Genomic DNA, 23,840 nt, shown 5'->3' with positions numbered 1-23,840 from the left:
CAAACAAAATGCAAACGCTTTATTTCAATTGACTTTACCGGTCATTAATTGCAAACTTAGGTTACTAGTACCCTGAAAGGACAACTCATGAGCTATACACATTTAATCCGTGAACATTATCCAAAACTCACTAAATCTGAAAAAAAAGTCGCTGATTTTATTCTTTCCGCCCAAGATAAAGTGATTTACAGTACCATTAGCGACGTCAAAAAAAATACCGGCGTTGGTGATGCGACCATCATTCGTTTCTGTCAAAAACTCGGTTTCTCTGGTTTCTCCGATTTAAAAATCGAAATTGCCAAAGAAGATTTTAACCATCACGAAGCGACTGATCAAACCGTCAATTTTGCTGATGTCGTTTCAAAACGCCTCGTCGATGCCGTCCTAGCAACCCAACAACTGATTACTATCGAGCATGTTGAAGCGGCCGTCAAATTGGTGACTGAAGCGCGCCATATCTATATTTTCGGGGTCGGCAGTAGTGGTAACACGAGTACTGATTTAGAAGGGATGTTCTTGCGCGCTGGCGTTCAGGCCAAAGCCGTCATCGATCCCCATTTTCAGGCCCAAGTCGCCTCCCTTTTATCCAAGGACGATCTCGTGATTGCTTTCTCACTTTCGGGTAAAACCAAAGATACTTACGATTCCGTGACAATTGCTAAACAAAATCACGCCAAAATCATCAGCATCACCAATTATTTACTCTCACCAATTGCTCGACAAGGCGACGTCGTCTTACAAACTGCGATTGAGGAATTCTTAAATGGTGGCTCACTAGCCGGTAAAGTCTCCCAGTTGTACCTTTGCGACGTCTTGGTCAACGGTTACGAACGTGCCAACGAAATTGATACCCTCGCACTCAAAGAAACTGTCTTACGATCAATTTTAGATAAAAGTTTGGATTAATCAATCAAGTTTTCAACGTAACTTCTAACGGGGTTACGTTTTTTTGTATTCAAAACGACCAAAAAAGAGCCGACAGCTAGCAGACTGTCGACTCATACTTATGATTTATAATTGCTCCCCGTTACTTTTAATCACCGTTTGATACCAGCCAAACGATTTCTTGCGGTACCGATCGAGCGTGCCTTGGCCCGCGTCATCTAAGTCGATGTAGATAAAACCGTAACGTTTCGACATTTGACCGGTCGACGCGCTGACAAAATCGATACAACCCCAAGGTGTGTAGCCGATTAAATCGACGCCATCGTCGATTGCGCCGGCCATCGCTTCGATGTGTTCGCGCAAATAATCAATCCGATAATCATCGTCCACTTGGTGTTGGGCGTCGATTTGATCGACCGCGCCTAAGCCGTTTTCGACAATGAATAACGGTTTTTGATAACGATCATAGAGTTCGTTCAAGGCAATTCGGAGGCCAACAGGATCAATTTGCCAACCCCAATCGCTCGCTTTGAGGAAGGGATTTTTAACGCCACCAATGAGATTTCCTGAAGCCTGTTCTATATCAGCAGTGGTCACTTCAACCGTTGAAGACATATAGTAACTAAAACCGATATAATCGACCGGATTAGTTTTTAACAACTTCAATTCTTCTTGTGTAATATCAAGCTGCTGCCAATCTACCCCCGCTTCTTTTAAGATGCTCTTTGTATAAACTGGGTATTGCCCTCTAACTTGGACATCACCACAAAAATAATTAAACCGTTGATTCTGTTTCAGAGTTGCCAATTGATTAATTGGATTAGCATCGTAACTATACGTCGTTGCATACAAAATCATACAACCGATTTGCAATTGTGAATCGAGTTCATGGCCGATTTTAACTGCTAGCGCCCCCGCAACAAATTGATTATGCCAAGCCTGATAAATATTTTGCATCTCATTAGCACCATTAGATGGCACCAGCCCTTGACCCATGACGGGAAAATGTAACGCACTATTAATTTCATTAAACGTCATCCAATAGTTGACTTGGTCGTGGTAACGGGTTAAAATAACGCGCGCAAAACGTGCATAAAACTTAATCAGTGCTTTATTCTGCCAACCACCGTACTTTTTAGCCAAATTTAACGGCATTTCATAATGTGAGATCGTAATCACGGGTTCAATTTTATATTTCAAACATTCAGCAATCACGTCATCATAGAATTTCAAGCCCGCTTCGTTGGGTTCAAGTTCGTCACCTTGTGGGAAAATCCGCGACCACGCGATTGAGAACCGGTAACATTTAAAACCCATTTCGGCAAAAAGTGCAATATCTTCCTTAAAACGGTGATAATGGTCAATCCCCACATGATTCGGATAGGTATACCGTTGATCATCAAGCGTCCAATCAAAATCAGGTTGTTGCACAATCTTAAATCGGTCTGGGCCACCGGGTAAGGCATCAGCGATTGAAAGACCCTTACCACCTTCCTGATAACCACCTTCTAATTGGTTGGCAGCGGTTGCCCCGCCCCATAAAAAACCTTTTGGAAAATTCATAATATTTCTCCTTTACACAATATATAATATTGAATCCGCAGTCGTGACTTCCTTTTTTTCATTCGGTACAACTTCAACAAATTGTGTTGTATTCGTGACAACGATTGGCGTAATAGTGTCATATCCAGCCGCGACAATTGCTTTTAAATCAACATCCATTAATAACTGACCTTTTTGAATTTTTTGGCCATCTTGTACGTGTTCTTTAAAAGGTGCTCCCTTTAAATTAACCGTATCTAAACCGATGTGAATTAATAATTCGATACCCGTGTCACTCGTCAAGCCAATCGCGTGTTTCGTTGGGAATATCGTCGTCACAGTCCCATCAAACGGCGCATAGACGTGGTTATCGTCTGGAATCAACGCGACACCCTCACCTAACATTTTTTGAGAAAAAGTTTGATCTTTAACGGATTCCAAAGGGATTAACTGGCCTTTCATTGGGCTAAAAACGCGTTTAGTTTCTTTCGAACCGGATTCGACGACCGGTTGTGTTTCTTTCACAGCAACTGGCTTACCCGTACCTTCTTCATCAATTCCTAAGATATAAGTTAAAATAAACGTCAACACAAATGACGCCACTAGTACAATAATCGCATTAATTAAATTCCGGCTATCGGTACTGCTAACAAATTGGGGTAATGAAATAAGGGATGGCACTGCAAACGCAAATGATTTTAAATTAACAATTCCCATATACAAACCCGTTATTCCGCCAGAAATCATGGCAGCGTATAGCGGTTTTTTATATTTAAGAGTGACACCGTACAGGGCCGGTTCAGTGACACCAGCTAACAAGGCCGAAATACTAGCGGCGGTCGCTACTTGACGCGTGCTCTTATTCTTGGTTTTAAAAGCCACTGCTAAACAAGCAGCCCCTTGTGCAATATTGGCGGCCAACATTGCTGGTAAAATTAACGTATCCGGACTAGCGACAGATGCTGCTAAAAATAGTGGTGCAAATGCCCAATGCATCCCGGTCATAACGATTAATGGCATAAAAGCGGCCATTAGCGCCATTGCTAACCAGCCCGCTTTACCTTGGATGAATAGAATAATATCTGATAAGAACTTACCTGCAAAGGTACCGATTGGTCCGACAAGTACAAGTGCTAACGTTCCTGAAATAAAAATAACTAATAACGGTTTAATAATACTTTTCAGCGATGCTGGACAAATCTGATCAATCCAACGTTCAATATATTTCATCACCCAAACCATCATTAAAATTGGGATAACAGATGATGAATAAGTTGCCAAGGTGACTGGTAGTCCCATCAATGAGACACTCTTACCCGCAGTTACTAAGGCTGTAAAATTGGGATGGATCATAATCCCGGCAACGGTAACGGCTAGCATCGGCGTGACTTTGAAATACTTAGCCGCCGTGTACGCTAACATCACTGGCAAAAAGTAAAACGGCGCATCGCCAAACGTGCTTAATAAGGTATAGGTTTGACTCTTGGTGCTCAACCAACCAAATAAAGGTAACAGAATTAAAATGACTTTGATCATCCCACCACCAATTAGGGCAGGAATTAACGGTGACATACATGATGAAATAAAGTTCGCAAAGCGATTGAAAAGATTCGTTTTTTCAACGGGTTCGTCAGCTTCTTGATTGCCAAAATCACCTAACTTCATTAACTCTTGGTAATAATTAGCGACATCATTACCAATAATGATTTGGTATTGACCAGACTGATGATTCACCCCGACTACTCCGGGAATTTGTTTGACCACCTGATCATCAACCTGACTTTCATCTTTTAAACGAAATCTTAATCTGGTCATACAATGAATCAATGAATTAATATTCTTTGATTCCCCCACCGCTGCGTAAATTTGTTTTGCTGAATCTTGATAATCCATAATATAAACACTCCTTTATTATAAAAAAATGACCCAGGCCAAAAAAAACGGCCTAGGTCATGCTCTGTTAAGATAACATCCCTAATTAATTTATAAATTTTTAACTAATCGGCTAATGTGCACCGTTAAATACAATAATTCCGTACTGCTAATTTCGTAATGATATTTATCAGCAATATATTGTTTAATTTTTTCAGTACATTGATAAGCTTTTTCATACCGTTTCTTTAAGGTTGATAAGAGATCATCATCCTCATCATCATAATGTTTCCCCATCAGTAAACGTTGGGCAAAAAATTTAAGATGTGTGATAAATCGATAATAATTCAACGAAGACTCATCAAATTCAGTATGGTAGTATGTTTTCACAATATCTTCAATTTCTTTAACAATATCGGTAATTTCGTAAGCAATATTCTGCTCATCCGCGGTCTCTGACTCGGCGTTTACAAAGTGTAGCGCAATAAACGCGGCTTCATCGTCTTCTAACTGACTACCTAAATCATTTTGGATAACTTGCACCGCTTTTTCACCAACCACATACTCATCCGGATAGAATCGTTTGATATCCCATTTTAATGGGTTTCGCAAGATAATCCCCTCTTGATAGCGTTGGATGGTCGTATGAATATGGTCCGTTAAATTGACGTAGATAATATCGTTAAATTGCTTGCCTAGTTTGATTTTAGCAAAGTTAATAATCTTTTCAGTGGCTGTAATTTCCACTAAGGGCACATCAATCACTAAATCAGTGAATTTATTCAAGGTTGCCTTATCCTTGATGATAAAAGTCTTCTCAACTTTTTCCATATCGATGGATTGACCTTTTTTCTTACCAAAGGCAATCCCTGCCCCCATTACTAGCACATCCAAATCATTATAATTCGTCGAAATAGCCGTATTATTATTTAACACTCGTTTAATTTTCAAATGAATTCACCTATTAAAAAAACTTATCTGCAAAAAGAGCTATTAGCCCTTTTACAAATAAGTCATGCTCAAAATTTTGATAACACCTTTATTTAATCGTTATTCAATTAAAACCGCACATGCTTACCCGAAAGTAATAACATCGTGGTTACAAGTCTATGTTAGCAGTAAATGTATCCGCTGTCAAATTGATTATAGTTGTTCCCCATTACTTTCAATCACCGTTTGATACCAGCCAAACGATTTCTTGCGGTACCGATCGAGCGTACCGTGACCCGCATCGTCTAAATCGACATAGATAAAACCGTAACGTTTCGACATTTGACCGGTCGAAGCACTGACCAAATCGATACAGCCCCAAGGTGTGTAGCCCATTAAATCAACGCCGTCATCAATCGCGCCGGCCATCGCTTGAATATGTTCGCGTAGGTAGTCGATCCGATAATCGTCGTTGACTTGGTGCTGGTCGTCGATTTGGTCAACCGCGCCTAAACCGTTCTCGACAATGAAGAGTGGTTTTTGATAACGATCATAGAGTTCATTCAAGGCAATGCGCAGACCAATCGGATCAATCTGCCAACCCCAGTCACTCGCTTTGAGGAAGGGATTTTTAACGCCACCCAATAAATTACCGGCCACCGTTTCTTGTTCCGCGGTCACTTCGACCGCGGCCGACATATAGTAACTGAACCCGACGTAATCGACCGGATTGGCTTTTAAAAGCGCTAATTCTTCATCGTTCCAATTTAAATCATTGAAGGTAAAGCCATATTGGCGCATCAAACGGTCCGTATAGGCGGGATATTCACCGCGAATTTGGACATCCCCGCAGAAATAATTGAAATCCTGATTTTGTTGAACCGTCGCTAATTGGTTCACCGGGTTCGCGTCATAGCTGTAAGTTGTCGCATACAGAATCATACAGCCAACTTGGAGATGTGGATTGAGCTCATGACCGATTTTAACAGCATGTGCGCTCGCGACAAATTGATTATGCCATGCTTGAAAAATATTTTGTTTTTGACTAGCGCCATTGGCCGGGACTAAGCCTTGGCTCATCACTGGAAAATGCGCGGCACTATTGATTTCATTAAACGTCATCCAATATTTAACTTGGTCGTGATAACGGGTTAAAACGACGCGCGCAAAACGTTCATAGAACTTAATTAACGCTTTATTTTGCCAACCGCCATACTTTTTGGCCAAATTCAATGGCATTTCATAGTGCGAAATCGTAATCACTGGTTCAATCTTATATTTCAAACATTCCGCAATGACGGCATCGTAGAACTTTAAACCGGCTTCGTTAGGTTCAAGTTCGTCACCTTGTGGAAAAATCCGCGACCAAGCAATTGAGAAGCGGTAACATTTAAAACCCATCTCGGCAAAAAGTGCAATGTCTTCCTTGAAACGGTGATAATGATCAATCCCCGTATGATTGGGATAGGTATACCGTTGTTCATCAATCGTCCAATCAAAATCAGGTTGTTGCACAATCTTGAAGCGGTCTGGACCACCTGGCAAAGCGTCTGCGATTGAAAGGCCTTTGCCGCCAGCCTGATAACCACCTTCTAATTGGTTGGCAGCTGTTGCCCCGCCCCACAAAAAACCATCTGGAAATTTTGTCATCTAAATCCCTCCTAATGTCTATACCAATATTGTACTATATTTTTAAAGCGCTTACTATCGATAGCTAATAAAAACGCCAATCCAATACTTTTGATAGTATCAAAATTGCCGTCATTATTTCATTCAATTCGATTAATTAAAGTTTCATTAATCCGTTCTTTTAGAATTTTAGTTCTTTCAGGATTAATGGTTTGTAATTCCTGACAAATCAAATCAATTGCTGCTAACTGTCCCAAGACTGGTAGAAAATCAGAACTATCACGACCACTACCAGATGGTGCGATTAGCGCAAGATTACTTATCTCTGAAAGTTTGGAGTTCAAATAATTAGAAATCGAAACAACCGGAATTCCTGAACGTTTAACAATTTCAACATTTCGTAACAAATCAGTTGTATTCCCACTGGTTGAAATTGCAATCACCATATCATCGGCATGTAACACTGCAATATCAATCGCTTGTAGATGAATATCGGCATCGAAAATAACCGGAATCCCCATCCGAATTAACCGTGATTTCAAATAAGTGCCGACAATCGCTGAAACGCCTGCTCCAAAAATACAGATACTGTGCGCCTGATTCATCATCATCGCAATTTTATGCAACTTATCCTGACTAATGGCAGTATTGAAACGATCAAGATATTCAATATACTCGCTAGTCATTGATGAGCTGTCGGTTAATCCGTCAACTAAGCGGGCCCGATTAGTCGCCAAATCCCGAGCTAAGCTCAGTTTAAAATCTTGATAACCTTTAAATTTTAATTTACGACAAAAGCGAATAACGGTTGTTTCAGCTACTTCAGCTTTAACCGCCAATTCACTAATTGACATTTGCTCAACATCTTCGGAATTAACCAGTACATACTGAGCAATTTTCTTTTCTGCTTTTGTTAATGATGGATATGAGCCATTAATCATCGTGAGAACGTCCATACAAATCCGCTCCTTTAGGTATTTTGATTATACCATATAAGGGCGTTGTCCATATATCTAGACTTTAGCGCGGTTTGCAAGCCGTACAAACGGTAAGTAAATTAATGTCCCGATTGCAATTAAAATAACCTGTAATAGTGATGCACGAATATCCCCATTAGTCGCTAAGTAACCTGAAATAATGGCCGGCGTCGTCCAAGGCGTCATCACTGATGTCCGTGCCACCAATCCTGCAGAAGTTGCGAAGTAAGCAATCGTTGTGGTCACAAGTGGTGTAATCACCAACGGAATTCCGATAATCGGGTTAAAGACAACCGGTAACCCAAACATAATCGGTTCACTCACATTAAACAAAGACGGTACCAAACCGATTTTACCCATCGTCCGATAATCATCCCGTTTAGAACCAATCAAAATGGCTAAGACTAAACAGAGAATCATCCCGCCACCGCCACACCAAGCAAAAGCATCTAGGAACGGCTTAGTAACAATATTAGGCAGTGCGACACCCGCCTTTAGAGCATCCATATTTTGTTGTAGTGACGTCAATAAGACAGGTTCGCCAATTGAACCTAATATAAATGTCCCATGTAGTCCAAAAGCCCACAAGAAATTACTTAAGAAGACATAAATTAACACACCTATTAACGTTTGGAAACTACCAACTAATGGTGCTTGGAAGAATTTAGTGATTAAATCAGGCACATTCGTATGCAAACCAACTTCGGCTAAAAATTCGATGAGTCCCAGCAACAACGTGACTAAAAATGCTGGAATCAATACGTTAAACGATCTAGCCAATGCTGGTGGCACTGAATCTGGCATTTTAATCCGTAAATGTTTGTTACGATTTAACTTACAGAGTAAGGTGACCCCTAATAAACTAGCAATAATGGCTAAAAACATGCCAGTGGCACTGGTTTCACTCTGCGTAAAGATGGCTGCCACGTTAACGACCTTGCCCTTGGCAGTTGTCACATCAAGCGCTGCTGGCAATAAGACGAAGAAGCTGATGACCCCAAAAACACCGCCAAATGCTGGGTCTGGATCTTTGTACTCTTGCGCCAGACGTTCACCAATCGTATAGGCAATTAAAATCGCCAATATTCCTAAGGTCGCGTTATAAATTTGGCCCCCAATTGCGGTTAACTTCATCGCCCAAGCATACTTGCCTAATAGGCCGGTGCTGCCAAATATCAGATTGTTAATTAAAACCCAAAATGACGCAATAATCGTCGCCGGCATTAACGTGATAAAACCATCCCGTATGGCCATAATATGCTTTTCTGCTGCAAATTTATTGGCTTGCACTAATAAAGTTTGAACAAAACCATTACCATCTTTCTTATCCATAACTAATCATTCCTCCAAATTCATAAAGGTACATTCAATTTCAAACATGCGATTCCACGGAAATTTAACTTGCGGTTGTAACTGATTGGCGCCACTTAATGTGACCCGTAAATAATCAGTCGCTAACTCGACCAGTGACTGTTCAACATGAGTTGCGACCGCCACTGCTTGATTCTTTAAATCAAAATAATTTAAGCCTCGCTCTGGTAACCAATGATCCGTCACTGCACCTCTCACAATCGCCTGATAGAATCCATCATCTAAAAGTGCTTTGAGTATTTCGGTTAATTTAGCCGCCTGTGGTAAATCAGCTTGAATGACGGCCGTCCCAATAACACTCCCCAGCGTATTACAATTGGTATTCCAGCCCCGATAAGCCGCTAATTTAGTGATTAAATTCTGCTCATCTAACATGCTAATTAATTCTAAATCCGCACCGTTCGCGTAAGCACTATCCGCAATAGCAACAACTTTTCCTTGCTTAAGATAATGCTCGATTGAATTGACAAAAGACCGAAGATTTCGACAAGTATCATAGGTCATATTCGGTTTGGCTAACTGTTGACTCGCTTCAATCATTTGTCTACCAGGGGTATTTACTGCTAGTACAATATCAGCTTCTTCTGAAGAATCAACTAGTAGCGCACCTGTCGCCAAAATATGGGATTTTAAACTTTCGATCAATGGCCGATCTTCATATAACGGAATTTGCACTTTGCCAATATCACTTGCGAAAAATGGATAAATTTTGTATTGATACTGTTTAAGTTTTTGCATCGCCCGGGCTAATAGCGTATAACCCGCTTCATCCGCCCCTGGATAAACGGCCACTCGATTTTGTAGCCGTTCTTTTTTGATTGTCGGATAGACCACCGCTTGATCCTTGGCCGTATAACCATAGGGAGCGCTATCATCTTGTGGAATAATCAAATAATCAATAACGCCTTGTTTAACTAGCTGGATATTCGCAAGGTTAACTTTCAGATTTGCGGCTCGTCTTGCTTCGTAATCGTTAATATAGACCAGCGGCACCTTTTTATGAAGCGTTTCCATTTCCGTGAATTCTTCTTGTGTCAACGTTTCGCGAGATTCTTGATCACTCAACCAACCGTATCGGAAAATATCAGCGCCAAATTCTTCATAATAATCCGGTTCTTCATCCCCACTGCTATAGCGCGGTGTTCGCATAATTAGATTTGAAACATAAATCGTCAAATCAGCATTAACCGTCTTAATTTGTTTCACAAAATCCACATATTCCGTCACGGTTAATTTTTCTTCACCTACCTTATAAATTCGTGATGGTAACAACCCACCATACGCGACCATTTCTGTCGAGAAAATCAAAAGGTCCGCGTCAACGGCCTCATCTAAAATAAATTGGCGAATGCCTTCCAAATCAGCAGAACTCTTTTTGTTCCCCAGCAAGTCCTTAGCCGGATAGACAACTTCCAGCGCTTCGGACTGTTTAAACAGGCGCATCGGATAGGCCAAATTACAGGGCCGTTCATCAAGCGGAATATAAATAATTTTTTTAGCCATTATTGATCAAACTCCATTTCTTTAAGAATTTCGCCAACCGTGTTGACGTAGTGTTCAGCAGCATTAATCGTCGCAGTATCGGCCAATGGTCCAACTGCATAACTATGGAGTGTTAACGGAAACATCGTCGTATCATTTTCAGCATCCCCAGCAACGTAGACTTGCTTGCGGTCATAACCTTTTTCTTCGATTAACCCACTGATAGCCTGGCCTTTAGAAGCTTGCTTTGAAAAAATCTCAAGCGAGGTCGGACTGGTTTGTTGAATGTTAACTTGCTCTCCAACTACCGCTTTCAATTCAGCAATAATCGGTTTAAAAATGGCTGTGTCACCAAAAATTAAATAAATAATGGCTTTAAAGCCTTTTTCCTGAGTAAACGCGGGCAGATTTTCTGTCACAATCGAGGTGTCGATAAATTCAGCGACTTGTTCCGGATCACGTGGTGACGGAAAATAACGATGATTGATGTCCGAGACCTCAACCCGTAATCCGCGTGAAAAAACAATTTGGTTAATTTCAGGAATCAACTCTTCTGGAATCGTGGCTGCCGATAACAGCACACCGTCTTGATTACGAATGACAGCTCCATTTTGGCTAATTCGATAAGCCCCTTGGACCCCAATTTTATGTTCAATAAATTTAATATCTTCATCTAAACGACCCGTACAGACACAAAAATCATTGTCCGAACGAGCGTACTTTTTAAGTAAGGCCAAACTTTCTGCATCAATTTGGTTTTGTTGATCGAGTAACGTCCCGTCTAAATCGCAAACTAAAAGCTTTTTCATTATTCTCTACCTAATTTCTATTTTTAAATTATCCGTCTTACCAGGACATTACGTTTAACGTCTTTTCATTTATTATAGTACCCGAATTCGATAAAGAAGTAAATATCTTTTTTTATTTATTTTAAGGAGTTTATATTCTTTTATTTAATTCAACAAAAAAACAACCTATCGTTTACGACAGATTGTTTTATGCATTTGCTATTTAATTAATCACTAGTTTCTCTTAATCGATTAAGCTGATTGACTCGTCAAATTGCGGTCAAAATAGCGATACGCAAAACCGATCAGATAAACGACGACGACCCCGAATAAAACGAACAGGAAGCGGTCAACTAACATCACATTCGGCGTTAATGACAGCGAGAAAACCGCGGCATTAAGCGCATTAACCGTATTAAAAATCATTTTAACAAAATAGGTTTTTACAAACATATAAGCGTAACTAATCCCAATTAATAAGGTGGCAAAGTAAGTTTGCGGTACTAACACTAAGAATAACAACGTGAAAACTAGCAGCCCGATGACAGTGGCGGTCAATCGTTGCCCTGATTTTTGCCGGGTGAGTGCCAAATCCGGTTGTGTTAATGAAATCACCGTCAACATAATCCAACCAACCTTAACGGCACCTAGCCACTGGCCAACCAGATAGGCACAGAGAATTCCGGCAGTTAATTTAATAATCAGGCTTTGATTCTGTTGCAAGCTTGGTTTGAAGGCGGCTTTTTCTAACGAATCGGGCCAATTTTTCGCGCGTTCTTTTCGATAAAGTACAGCCACTAGCACCACGACTAATCCACCGACTAAAGCGGCTACCAATCGCGGCCCAATTGGTGTGCGATCTTGTTGATTCAACGCAAATAACATCAAAAAGGGAATGTAACTTTGATACTGCAGGGTCCTGACCAACACTAATAGAATAATTAATACCGTGCTCGCCACTAAGAACAGCTTTACGAATTCCGGCAAAACCAATGTTAACCAATAAGGGACCACCGTTACTAACCCGTAAAACGCCGGCACCAGTAACCACTGACGTTTTAAAGAAACCCCTAATGGCATTTCTTTAAACATCAATAACCCAGTCAACACAAACACCCCAACGTATAGACTTGTCGGGCCAAAGATTCCTTTAAAGCCCCCGATAAAAACCAAAATAAAGACTAATAACCCGAACTTTCGACTCACTAATTGCCACCCTTTTTTCACGACGCTAACTCCTAACCACTTTTTGATAATTAGGAAACAGTATACAACAAAATACCGGGCAAACCTAATTAAGATTTGCCCGGTACACTGCTTTATAAATTCTGCTTGGCCATCATTCTTTGGGTCAAATAACCAAAGAGCAACATGGCAACAATTTCAAGTACATAAACTAAAATATAATGACCTGTGACGTTTGTGTCGGCAATCGGAATGAGCTTGATAATCAGGGCTGTCACCAACTTATAAACCCACGTCAAACCGATGAAGACTAGAATTGCTTTCTTAGCGCCCCGCATCCAAGTACAAGCTAATAACATTAACGTGACTGTGGTTAAGTAACCGATGATTAAGTCAATCACATATAAAGGCATATTGCCTTGCGTTATTGAACTAGCCAGCATCGTCCACATACTTCCATTGAATTGCGCTTTAGACATTAAAATAATTATCGGAATTAATATTAAGACGAGTGCGGCTAAGATCGACAAACAAATGGCCGTCACTAATTTCGCGTAGAACAAGTGCTTCCGTTTAATCCCAGAAGCCATCATCAATGCTAACACGTCGTTATTATAATCCACCGATAAGACGTGGAATGGGTACCAATACAGTAGAATAAAATTCGCGAAAATCAACAAGAAGAAGCTGAGCATGATAAAGACTAGCAGGCCAGCACTATTGCCAGTCGCCGTGTTAATACTATCGCTATTGATGGCTACTACTGTCCAGATAATGTTCATTAAGGACATAATCCCAAACGTCCATAGATAGGCTTTCTCATGGAAGAATTTAAAGAACTCCATTTTAATAATCCGTTGAATCGTCATTTTGTCACTTCCTTAATTTAACTTATTGTTCAATGCGCTGAGCACACCGATTTCATTGATTTCAATTTGTTCATTGGCCATTTGGACTTGTACTTTTGACCAGTTGGCGTCTTTAATTGATAATTGAATCCGACCATCGGCTAACACGTCGTGCACATAGGCCAACTCAGTTAATATCGCTTGAACCCGTGTATTATCCGTCGTATCTAAAAGCCGTAACTTCTTATCGGTTTCAGCTGCTAAATCAATGGTTTCAATCAATTGGCCATGATCAATGACGAAAACTTCTTTACATAGTGCTTCAATATCACTTTGGACGTGACTTGAAATTAACAAGGTCATCTCTTGTTTTTCGACCAAAACTTGTAGGTATTGTTTGAACCATTGGACCGTTTCCAAATCTAAACCCCGGAATGGTTCGTCTAAGATTAGCAATTCTGGTTGATGTAATAACGCAATTAATAGAATTAGTTTTTTCTTCATCCCGTACGAATACGTTTTAACTTTTTGATTGAGGACGTTATTAATGCCGAGTTCCGTCGCTAATTCTTGCGCCCGATTGCGATCAAAAGTGCCCCGCAACCCACTAAAATATTCAAGGTTAAACCAACCGGTTTGGCCCATATAAACGGACATGCCATCCAAGACAATCCCGACTTTACCCAAAATGGCAGGCTGTTCACGCACATTTTGGCCATCGATTTTAATCTCACCCGCATAATTAGTAATAATGTTCGTCAAACTCTTGAAGAACGTCGTTTTACCCGCACCATTATGCCCGACAATGCCGTAAGCGCCGCCATCTGGTATCGTTAATTCGGTTAGATCTAGCGCGATGTTATTGTGGTAGCTAACCACTAAGTTGTTCACTTCGATTTGCATACTAATCCTCCTTGCCTAATGAGTTGTATTATAACGCTTAAAGATGACGAATTTGTGAAAGTCCACAATTTTATGGAAAATGTAACAAAAAAACAGATTATGACTAATAAATAGGCATAATCCCCGTTATTAGGTTAATCCTCAAAGCCTGACAAACTCGGTTCAGCACTCTAAACGCGCTTCTTGAGCAATCTTCTCCGCCTAACCTAAAATCACCAATTATCTTAAGTTCAAGATAACTGGTGATTTTTGTTAATGCTCAGTTGCTACCCGCAACCAACGCACTCTTATTCATGTAGTTCGTCAAATCCGAAGACCATTTCTAGATGCAATAGGACTGTTGCGATTAATTCACCTGGCGCGGTTTCAATATACTTAACGGCCCGACCCGCATCCATAAAATCCATGGTTCTCACTTGAAACGGATTAACACTGCCTCGCACTTTCTCTAACCCATTAATCCGCACAAAATGCTGTTTAACATTCTTGGTTGACGTAATCGGGCACACGGCAATCATCCCCGTGACTTGATTATAATCATCGTTACTGACGACAATTGCCGGTCGCGTTTTTTGAATTTCATGACCTTTACTCGGATCAAAATTAATCGTGACAATATCGCCTAATTGAGGTGTATAACCGATTTTTGTCATTTTCATATCTGTTCATTACCCGATTGACTATCGTCACTAAATTCTGAACCGATATCGATTTCTTGATGATCAGCCACAGCTTGTTTAAAAATATTGGGTGTTTTTTTCACGAAAGTAATCGCGTCATCGTGACCCTTGTAAGCAACATACTCAACATCACTTTGCATATTAAACTTCGCCGGGACGGTTAGAACAGTTGCATTGCCTTGTTTACGAATTCTCATTTCAACGCCCCCCTTATTTATCTTTATTATAGCGCTTAAAAAAAGTGAATACAATGTATTCACTTTTTAAGTTGTTGCTTATTTTAGGAAGGACCAACTCGGATTAGCGCTCTAAACGCGTTCCTGAGCTAACTTCTTCCGTCTAGCTACAAATACCGAACCATGACTAAAGGTCAGTCATAATTCGGTATTTTAGGCTATATTCAGAAGTTGACCAGCTCAGTCACGCTCTATTTAAACGCGCTTTTCCATGCAAGTTTCTGTGCTTAGCGACGCTTCGCAAACAAAGTCCATAACCCGGACTTTATTCACGAAGCTAGGCTAATGCTCAAAACTTAACCGCATGTCGTTAGCGCTCTATTTCTTTTCTATCTTTGTCATGCCGCCCATGTATGGGACTAGTACTTCTGGGATTGTGACGCTGCCGTCTTCGTTTTGGTAGTTTTCTAAAATAGCGGCCACTGTCCGGCCGACTGCTAAACCTGAACCATTCAGGGTGTGGACCAAGTTAACACGGCCGTCTTCGTCACGATAACGAATTTGGGCGCGGCGTGCTTGGAAGTCAGTACAATCTGAACAACTTGAGATTTCACGATACGTATTTTGGGCAGGTAACCAAACTTCAACATCGTACGTTTTAGCGGCGGTAAAGCTAGCATCACCAGTCGCTAACGTAATCACGTGATATGGTAAGTTTAATTTCTTCAAAATATTTTCAGCATCGCCAGTCATTTTTTCAAGTTCGTTAAATGATTCTTCAGGACGCGTGAACTTAACCATTTCAACCTTGTTAAATTGGTGCATCCGGATTAATCCCCGCGTATCACGGCCAGCACTACCAGCTTCTGAACGGAAAGCGGGTGATAAAGCGGTGAAATAAGTTGGTAATTGCGCGGCGTCTAAGATTTCATCGCGGTAAAAGTTCGTTAATGGGACTTCAGCCGTTGGAATCAAAGTCATTGGTTCGCCTTCATTGGTCATGGTGTACACATCTTCAGTAAACTTAGGGAATTGACCAGTCCCAAACATTGATTCGTTGTTAACTAAATAAGGCGTGATCATTTCTTCATAGCCTTCTTCAGCGTGTTGGTCCAACATGAAGTTATAAACGGCTCGTTCTAGACGTGCACCGGCACCACGATAGTAAACGAAACGACTGCCAGAAACTTTAGCGGCACGTTCAAAATCTAAAATGCCCAATTTTTCGCCTAAATCCCAATGGGCTTTTGGTTCAAAATCAAATTGACGTGGTGTTTCCCATTTGCGTTCTTCACGGCTAAAACTTTCGTCTGGTCCGACAGGTGCTGAATCGGCTGGGAAGTTAGGCAAGCGAACTAAGATGTAATCAACTTGTTCTTTAACCGCCGCTAAGGCTTCATCCAATGCTTTGATTTGGCCACCGACATTCTTCATCGCGTTGATTTGTTCAGTTGCATCTTCTTTGTTCCGTTTGGCAACGGCGATTGCTTCGGAAGCCTTATTTCTTTGTTGCTTTAATTCTTCGGTCTCAACGATTAAAGCCCGGCGTTTTTCATCAAGTGCAATTACTTCATCGACTTCTGCAGCTTTAATGCCCCGAGTTGCTAATTTGTCTTTAGCCCATTGTGCGTTGTCGCGGATTACTTTGATATCTAACATCTAAATCGCTCCCTTTTTAAAAAAATTATACAAAAAAAGCCTTCTCATCCCCTAAAATTGGGACGAAAAGACTTCACATTCGCGGTACCACCCAAGTTCACCCGTCACTAAAGACTGGTGCCCTTCATTGCTGATAACGGTCAGGAGCCGTGTAGCTGTTCACTACCCACTATTGCGCTGGAATGTTGGATTTGATGGCTTGCACCGACCGCCACTTCTCTGTAAATCCATATAGGCGCTTATTCGCGTGTTTAAATCTTGACCATAGCATAACCTATTTACGAATTAAATTCAATCACATTCTGTTGATTTTTGTAACCAAAGTTCACGTAGAATGCCATACATCCGACCATAATGGTCACTATCCGCGTTCCGACGCCATTTAAACATCACCGCTTGTGGATTAACGTCGTCTGGTAGTTCAATACTGGACGTAGTAATAATCATATCGGCGTCTTTCAAATCCGCATCTTGCATACTGATATTGACGTAGCGAATCCCCTTTAAATCCGTTAATAGATCTAAATAACCCATGTAAGATTGTTCGGCCACTAAAACAACGTTGACCCGGTGTAATGGTGCTCGCTGTTGGATGAGCTGTATGAAAACGTTGTAGTAACCATTAACGATTTCATCATGCATGTCTTTTAAGAAAGCAACATCACTATTCATGAATAAATGATCAACCGTATCTTCAACGTCCCGTTTCAAGAGTTGATCCTCTTTTAAATTCAAATTGGCATCTAATAAGAAACGGTTAACCCGCGACGTCACGTCTTTTTTATAAATATAAGTTGAAGCCGTCATCGCGATTAGCGTCCGTTTCAAAATATCGACTTCTGCGTCATCTAATTTTAAGAAATAATGAACATTTAACGGAATCCGATCAACAAAATCTGAGACAAACTGATTAATTTCAGGCACATAGCGCGTATGTTGTTCGCCATCAGCCAAGGCATACCGGTTCTCGCTATGCAAAAAGATGGGACTAAAATTAAACGTATAATACATGTTCAACGATTCTAACATGGCTTCTTGATCCGTCATCTGCGCTAAAATACTACGCATCCGGATTGCTTCGCGGGTAAATGGCCGCACCATAAATTCGTGCGTCATATTAGGCACTGGGTACCGAATAATATCTTGGGCCGAGGTGTCTTTAATAAACTTCTTTTGCATTACACGATGGTAAATCACGGCCATCGCGTAACCACCGATTTCACGCGTTAATAAATTAGGTTGCGCTAATTGGAAGCGTTCAACGGTCACATCAAACGCTTCTAGGGCATCGCCACGATCGATTGCTTCGAATGGCCAAGAATGACCATCCGTTGCCATCCAGAAAAGCATAATCAAGATTAAACGAATCGTACTTTCATCGCCTTCTAAGCGGATTGGGTCATAAAAAATCCGGACATCAAAAGAACGGATGAAATCCCGTAAACTCTTCAGATGGCGTAAAACTGTTGCTTTACTACTATTATGGTCCTCCCAGAACGTCTGGAAGCCCATTTCTTCACCAGTCAATAATATTTTTACGAAATCATAAACATCGGACTTGCTGACCAATGAAAAGTGATAAACATCAGACGGCACACTAAATAGCAGCTGTGTTTCTTCCGTATCTTGGCCCACAATTTTTTTCAAATCGTCGACAATACTCATATACATATTATATAAACTGCCATAATTGCGATTCAAAAGTGTCGCAACTTGTTTTAAATTAACGTCATCAACTAATGGATCATTGCTTCTAGAGAGTTCAATCCGCTTTTTGACCGGTAGTTCATCGCGCTTTAAACTAGCGATATCAAGCAGTAAATCATATTTTTCACAATCTGATTGCATCAGATAGATATTAGTATTGTCCACCTTTTATTAGTCCTCCCAAAGTGATTCATTATCATTAATTAATTTTAACACTATTTGAATCGTAAAAATAGCTCACTATAAATAAGTTAAACAAAGATTGCTTTTTAACCCGAAAATGCTAGAATATTCTAGTGAGCTTTGCTCAATTAACACTATATGTTGTATAATAACCAATAGATTACCACAATTTGCAGTTAAAAGAGGGAGACTGATGACATTGCTCGTACTTGCTGGCACAATCGGTGCAGGAAAAACTAGCTTAACTAAATTTTTATCCGATCATTTAGGCACGAAAGCCTTTTATGAATCCGTTGACGATAACGAGGTCCTACCATTATTTTATAAGGATCCTAAGAAATACGCTTTCCTACTTCAAATCTATTTCTTAAATAAACGTTTTGATAGTATCAAACAAGCTTACGCTGATGATAACAATATCTTAGACCGTTCAATTTTTGAAGATTCATTATTATTCCATTTGAATGCTGATTTAGGTCGCGCAACGGATACTGAAGTCCAAGTTTACGATTCATTATTGGACAACATGATGCAAGAATTACCTTATGCTGCCCATAAAAAGCGCCCCGACCTACTCGTTCACGTACGGGTCAGCTTCGAAACCATGCTTTCACGGATTCAAAAACGCGGTCGTTCATATGAACAATTAGATTACGATCCAACCCTCTATGATTATTACAAGGAATTAAACAAACGTTACGACGCTTGGTATGACGACTACGATGAAAGCCCTAAGATGCAAATCGACGGCGACCAACTAGATTTCGTCGAAAACGAAACAGACCGTAAAAAAGTCATCAACATGATCGACGAACGATTAAAAACACTAGAGAGTGACTAAGCTGTTTAGCTTTTGAGTATAGCCTAAAATGGCGAATTATGACTGTCCTTTAGTCATGGTTCGCCATTTATAGCTAGACGGAAAAAGTTAGCTCAGGAACGCGTTTTAAAGAATGTGAGTCCTCACGGGTAGCTTCTGAGCATTAGCCCAGTTCCGTGAATAAAGTCTGGGTTTTAAGACTTTGTTTGCGAAACGTCGCTAAGCACAGGAAGCTGTGATGACGAACACATTTTAGAGAGTGACTAAGCTGTTTAGCTTTTGAGTCTATCAATATCCAAAAAGAGTACCTGCCTTTTAGCAGATACTCTTTTTTGTGGTTACACCAATGATTCTTTTAGTTATAAACTATCGATTAATCGAACGCGCCATTCGAACAATCGCATGCCGATCACCACGAATGGTCCGACTAAGTGCAAAAATATTTTCAACTGGCGATTGAATGCCCCACGCGGCGTCACCGATATGTTGAATATCAACGCCGGCAATCTTATTGCGTAGCGCAACGGCCTCGATAAAGTGTGAACCAGAACCCTCTTGGCTCGTTCCAATCGTACTCATCACTAACACACCGTGTTGATGCGCAAGTTTTACGATTGCTTTAAGTTCAGCATCATCAAATTCAGGGACAGTTCCCACAGCGGGCACTAAAATGACATCAGCACCAGCTTCAATAAAGGCGCTGACGGCCGTTTCACTAACAACCGGTTCGTTAACCCCAGCACCGTGCATCTTACCAGCAATGATTAGCCCTGAGAAATTCTCTTTTGCTAATTTAATATTCTTGGCGATTTGTTCATTCGTCACACCAGTTCCTGGATTACCCGTTAAAACAATAAAGTTCAGCCCTAATTGTTCTGCCGCTTTAAAAGTTTTAACACTCGCCATCCGACCTTCTGGAATCACTAACCGACTTTCAGCCATATCAGCCTCTGGATCGACGGGTTCTAAATTAACCCCAATTGGTCGACCAACTAACTTCTGTAATCGTTGAATAATCGTGCCATCGGTATGCACCTTGGCAGTCGCCATGGTTTCTTCACCTGGATAGAGTCCCAAAATTAGAGGTTTCAAAACATCTAAAGCGTTCAATAAAATTAAATCCGCCCCGAATGCCGCCGCTATTTCAGAGGTCGTAATCCCGTCCATTGGTTCATGAACGACGACATTTTCACTGAGTACGACGCGCCCTTCACTCGCCTTAATACTTTGTTTTAGTTCTTGACCGTTCATAGCGAGTATTTCGCTACTGTCGGCACTAATTAATCGTTTCATGATTATACCACCATTTTCCTAATTTTTTGATGCTTTCTGTTCGCTGTCTTCAGCTATCTTTTGTTGATTGTTCAAAGAAAGCATGAATGGGAAGTAAAGCAAAATATCAATAATAATATTAACGATTTGTAACAGTGAGCCGTTAATGCTATTGGTTGCTAAGAAGCCAGAAATAATTGGTGGCATTGTCCATGGAATAACCGCACCCGTTCCTAGTGGGACAATCCCGCTAGCCATGGCACCGTAAGTAATGATAGCGTTGACAATTGGTGCGACAATAAATGGAATGATAATAGTCGTATTTAAGACTACTGGCAACCCAAACATCGTTGGTTCATTGATGTTGAATAAACCAGGCGTAATCGTTAATGGTGCTAATAGAGTTGATTGTTTAGAAGCTCGATGAGTTGCAACAATAATCCCAAGAGCTAAAACTAAGCCAAGGGTCGCACCACCGCCACCCATATAAACAAAGTTATCTATGAAGGACTGTGTAATAATATGACCACCATGGGCAATATCTAAATGACCCGCTTTTAAGAGCAGGCGATTGGCATCAGTATTCATCAACCAAAGTGGTTGAATGATATTATTGATGACATTAGCCCCATGAATGCCGACGAACCAGAAACAACTATTTAATAGAATGGCGACAATCGTGCCACCAAGCGTATCTGATAATAGACCAAGTGGTGTTGCAAAAACATTTAATAATAGATCATGCACGTTACCCCAATTAGCCCAGGCAAAAATGGCATAAACAAGCCCAAATAAGGCGATAATGACGGCGCCTGGAATTAATGCTGAAAAACTTTGAGCAACTGCTGGTGGTACTGTATCTGGTAAATGAATTTGAATATTATGATTAATAAACCATTGGAAAATCCAACCAGTCAGTAGGCCAATGATAATCCCAATAAATAACCCTTTTGAACCTAAATAACCATAAGGCATCCCTTCTAGTGGCACCTTAGCGGCACTCATGACACTAGGCGTCACAACAAAATATGACGCAACGGCAATGATCCCCGCTGATTTACCATCAGTGTGATGCTGTTCAGCAAAACTCGATGCAATCCCAAAGGTCCCAATTAGACCAAGTAAACCAAATGAACCATTGGTGATTTTATTAAAAACATCGGCAATGCTGGTACCATTACTAGCTGTATTCGTAATCCAATCCGTCCAAGCAACCACTGGAAAGCTACCTAGAATCATGAAAAATGACCCCACGATAATGAGTGGCATCGCAAGCGTAATCCCATCACGAATCGCAATCAGCGGTTGGTAGGCCCCTAGCTTAGCAGCAACTGGCATTAAATAGTGTTCCATAAAACTATTAAATTTAGAAGTCGATTTATCCTTCACGAAAATATCCTCCTTTGATCATTCATTTCTAAAAGAAATTTAAGATATACTTTATCGGCCGATAAAAGCGCTTCATTTCCTTACAACGCTCATGTTAGTCCACCCATTGTTAATTTTCAAGAGTCTAGACCAATTATCATTCTTTTTTAATTGCTAAAAGAAAGTTAAAGCGCTATCATAGTTATCAACATCAAGCGAGGTAACTTTTATGAGTGATACTAAAAAAGACAAACTCAAAAAAAGCAAATTATCAAAATTATCACGATTCATGGCCCACTTTCGCGAGTCGATATCGCCCGGATGACCGGTATCACCCAGGCGATTACGGGTGCGATTGTCAACGACTTAATCGCCACCAATATCGTCCACGTCGTTGGCGAAACCGGGCCAACCGTTCCCGGTTCCGGTCGACGTCGCATTTTGTTAGCGGCTGTCGGCAAACGAGAATTCTTCATTGGCAGTGAACTATCGGAACGTTTCTTAACTTTCAGTCTAGTGGATAATATTGGACAAATTTTTAAACAGACTAGTATTCGTATCGACAAAACGACGTTTAATCAACAGTTAACTGGCACTTTTTATTATCAACAATTACAAACATTTATTAATATCTGCCAAAATTACCACCCCAGGGCCGTTGGGATTGCCTTACCTGGGCATTTCGATGCAGAAGCGCACCAAATTGTCAGCAATAATCCACTCTGGTTAAGCTTTGATTTAACATTGATTTTGAATAAGATTGATCTGCCAATCTATTTAGAAAATAACGTTCACTGTATGGCAATCCGCGAACGACTATTCAATGACGCACATCACGACATGAACTTCATCTTCTTCCACGTTGGTCGTGGCCTTTTTTGTTCGTCCATGAACCAGGGCCAAATTTACGGTACTAACAATTTCTTGGTCGGTGAAATTGGCCACAATATCATGAATCCTAATGGTGAATATTGCGAATGCGGTCGCCGCGGCTGTCTTCAGACTTACGCTAGTGAGGGTTGGTTAATCAAAAAGACCCAGTTGCTATATCAAAAATTACCCCAAAGCTATTTACGTCAACTCGTCGATAACGTTGCTGATATCACGATTGAAGTGGTTTTACAGGCCTATGAAATTGGTGATGAAGGGGTGATTAACATCCTTGATCATGCCATGCAATATCTGGCACAAGCTGTCAATAATATCTCAACACTTCTCGATTCCCAACAGATTATTTTACATGGACAAATATTCGTTCAACCCGGCTTAGTTGCGTTACTCCGCCAATATATTCAACAAAATCAATTTCTTATTAATCGAACGGCCATTCAACCCGTTATTCTAAAACCCTATCAAAAATGTGATGGTTCAGATGCCGCTGCGACAATGGCTGCATTGCAATATTAACTAGTCAAAAAGAAACTGTGCCATAAGCCTTAGTATTCTGGATATTAAGCGAACATTCTTCTTCGACGCGCGCCATAACTCATCAATTTCCGTTCAAATCAAAAAATCGTCTATCCTTAGTTCGGGATAGGCGATTCTCCAACTTGATACTCAATT

20 protein-coding genes are annotated in these 23,840 nt (G+C 40.7%); 3 read left to right on the top strand and 17 right to left on the bottom strand.

Annotated features, from left to right (window positions below):
- Positions 1–87 precede the first annotated feature (87 nt).
- Positions 88–906: a MurR/RpiR family transcriptional regulator gene (locus ACVPPQ_RS05615; protein ID WP_463496307.1), complete on the top strand. Its 819-nt coding sequence runs from the start codon at positions 88–90 to the stop codon at positions 904–906.
- Between the two features lie 105 nt (positions 907–1,011).
- On the opposite strand, the gene ACVPPQ_RS05610 is transcribed toward ACVPPQ_RS05615, so the two are convergent.
- The 15 genes from ACVPPQ_RS05610 to ACVPPQ_RS05540 all read right to left on the bottom strand — a co-directional run bounded on the left by ACVPPQ_RS05610 (position 1,012) and on the right by ACVPPQ_RS05540 (position 18,799).
- The gene (locus ACVPPQ_RS05610; protein ID WP_463496306.1) at positions 1,012–2,448 is read right to left on the bottom strand and encodes a glycoside hydrolase family 1 protein; all 1,437 of its coding nucleotides are present in this window, start codon (positions 2,446–2,448) and stop codon (positions 1,012–1,014) included.
- 12 nt (positions 2,449–2,460) lie between these two features.
- On the bottom strand, positions 2,461–4,320 hold the full coding sequence (locus tag ACVPPQ_RS05605; RefSeq protein ID WP_463496305.1) for a beta-glucoside-specific PTS transporter subunit IIABC: 1,860 nt from the start codon (positions 4,318–4,320) through the stop codon (positions 2,461–2,463).
- 90 nt (positions 4,321–4,410) lie between these two features.
- Positions 4,411–5,250 (bottom strand): BglG family transcription antiterminator LicT, encoded by an 840-nt coding sequence (licT, locus tag ACVPPQ_RS05600; RefSeq protein WP_463496303.1) that lies wholly within the window; start codon positions 5,248–5,250, stop codon positions 4,411–4,413.
- A 192-nt stretch (positions 5,251–5,442) separates the two neighbouring features.
- The gene (locus ACVPPQ_RS05595) at positions 5,443–6,879 is read right to left on the bottom strand and encodes a glycoside hydrolase family 1 protein (RefSeq protein ID WP_463496302.1); all 1,437 of its coding nucleotides are present in this window, start codon (positions 6,877–6,879) and stop codon (positions 5,443–5,445) included.
- 119 nt (positions 6,880–6,998) lie between these two features.
- Positions 6,999–7,814 (bottom strand): MurR/RpiR family transcriptional regulator, encoded by an 816-nt coding sequence (locus ACVPPQ_RS05590; protein WP_463496301.1) that lies wholly within the window; start codon positions 7,812–7,814, stop codon positions 6,999–7,001.
- 57 nt (positions 7,815–7,871) lie between these two features.
- Positions 7,872–9,167 (bottom strand): PTS sugar transporter subunit IIC, encoded by a 1,296-nt coding sequence (locus tag ACVPPQ_RS05585; protein ID WP_413476613.1) that lies wholly within the window; start codon positions 9,165–9,167, stop codon positions 7,872–7,874.
- Between the two features lie 6 nt (positions 9,168–9,173).
- Positions 9,174–10,709, bottom strand: coding sequence for a DUF4127 family protein (locus tag ACVPPQ_RS05580; RefSeq protein ID WP_463496299.1), 1,536 nt, complete (start codon positions 10,707–10,709; stop codon positions 9,174–9,176).
- Positions 10,709–11,497, bottom strand: coding sequence for a Cof-type HAD-IIB family hydrolase (locus ACVPPQ_RS05575; RefSeq protein WP_463496297.1), 789 nt, complete (start codon positions 11,495–11,497; stop codon positions 10,709–10,711). The genes ACVPPQ_RS05580 and ACVPPQ_RS05575 overlap by 1 nt, the downstream gene beginning before the upstream one ends.
- A 231-nt stretch (positions 11,498–11,728) precedes the next feature.
- On the bottom strand, positions 11,729–12,703 hold the full coding sequence (locus tag ACVPPQ_RS05570; RefSeq protein WP_463496296.1) for an FUSC family protein: 975 nt from the start codon (positions 12,701–12,703) through the stop codon (positions 11,729–11,731).
- A gap of 92 nt (positions 12,704–12,795) precedes the next feature.
- Positions 12,796–13,530 carry a hypothetical protein gene (locus tag ACVPPQ_RS05565; RefSeq protein WP_463496294.1) on the bottom strand — a complete coding sequence of 245 codons (735 nt, stop codon included), beginning with the start codon at positions 13,528–13,530 and terminating at the stop codon, positions 12,796–12,798.
- Positions 13,531–13,542: 12 nt separating this feature from the next.
- Entirely contained in the window at positions 13,543–14,412 is an 870-nt protein-coding gene (locus tag ACVPPQ_RS05560) for an ABC transporter ATP-binding protein (RefSeq protein WP_463496292.1), read from the bottom strand.
- A gap of 287 nt (positions 14,413–14,699) precedes the next feature.
- Positions 14,700–15,071, bottom strand: a complete 372-nt coding sequence (locus ACVPPQ_RS05555; RefSeq protein WP_463496290.1) for a type II toxin-antitoxin system PemK/MazF family toxin — start codon at positions 15,069–15,071, stop codon at positions 14,700–14,702.
- Positions 15,068–15,289, bottom strand: a complete 222-nt coding sequence (mazE, locus tag ACVPPQ_RS05550; RefSeq protein WP_463496289.1) for a type II toxin-antitoxin system PemI/MazE family antitoxin — start codon at positions 15,287–15,289, stop codon at positions 15,068–15,070. Before mazE ends, ACVPPQ_RS05555 begins: the two co-directional genes overlap by 4 nt.
- 357 nt (positions 15,290–15,646) lie before the next feature.
- Positions 15,647–16,927, bottom strand: a complete 1,281-nt coding sequence (gene serS, locus ACVPPQ_RS05545; protein WP_463496287.1) for a serine--tRNA ligase — start codon at positions 16,925–16,927, stop codon at positions 15,647–15,649.
- Positions 16,928–17,218: 291 nt separating this feature from the next.
- Positions 17,219–18,799, bottom strand: coding sequence for a helix-turn-helix domain-containing protein (locus ACVPPQ_RS05540; protein ID WP_463496285.1), 1,581 nt, complete (start codon positions 18,797–18,799; stop codon positions 17,219–17,221).
- 211 nt (positions 18,800–19,010) lie between these two features.
- Between ACVPPQ_RS05540 and ACVPPQ_RS05535 the strand changes: the two genes are divergently transcribed.
- On the top strand, positions 19,011–19,658 hold the full coding sequence (locus ACVPPQ_RS05535; RefSeq protein WP_463496283.1) for a deoxynucleoside kinase: 648 nt from the start codon (positions 19,011–19,013) through the stop codon (positions 19,656–19,658).
- Between the two features lie 345 nt (positions 19,659–20,003).
- Here the strand turns inward: ACVPPQ_RS05535 and ACVPPQ_RS05530 are convergent, their stop codons facing one another.
- Positions 20,004–20,933: a DUF7916 family protein gene (locus ACVPPQ_RS05530; protein ID WP_463496342.1), complete on the bottom strand. Its 930-nt coding sequence runs from the start codon at positions 20,931–20,933 to the stop codon at positions 20,004–20,006.
- Between the two features lie 15 nt (positions 20,934–20,948).
- Positions 20,949–22,262 carry a PTS sugar transporter subunit IIC gene (locus ACVPPQ_RS05525; protein WP_463496341.1) on the bottom strand — a complete coding sequence of 438 codons (1,314 nt, stop codon included), beginning with the start codon at positions 22,260–22,262 and terminating at the stop codon, positions 20,949–20,951.
- A gap of 336 nt (positions 22,263–22,598) precedes the next feature.
- On the opposite strand from ACVPPQ_RS05525, the gene ACVPPQ_RS05520 reads away from it, so the two are divergent.
- Positions 22,599–23,684 (top strand): ROK family protein, encoded by a 1,086-nt coding sequence (locus ACVPPQ_RS05520; RefSeq protein ID WP_463496281.1) that lies wholly within the window; start codon positions 22,599–22,601, stop codon positions 23,682–23,684.
- Positions 23,685–23,840 lie beyond the last annotated feature (156 nt).

The sequence above is a fragment of the Latilactobacillus parafuchuensis genome (assembly GCF_055271665.1).
Note: the sequence above shows the minus strand (reverse complement) of the source record. Positions and strands in the feature narration are given on the sequence as shown.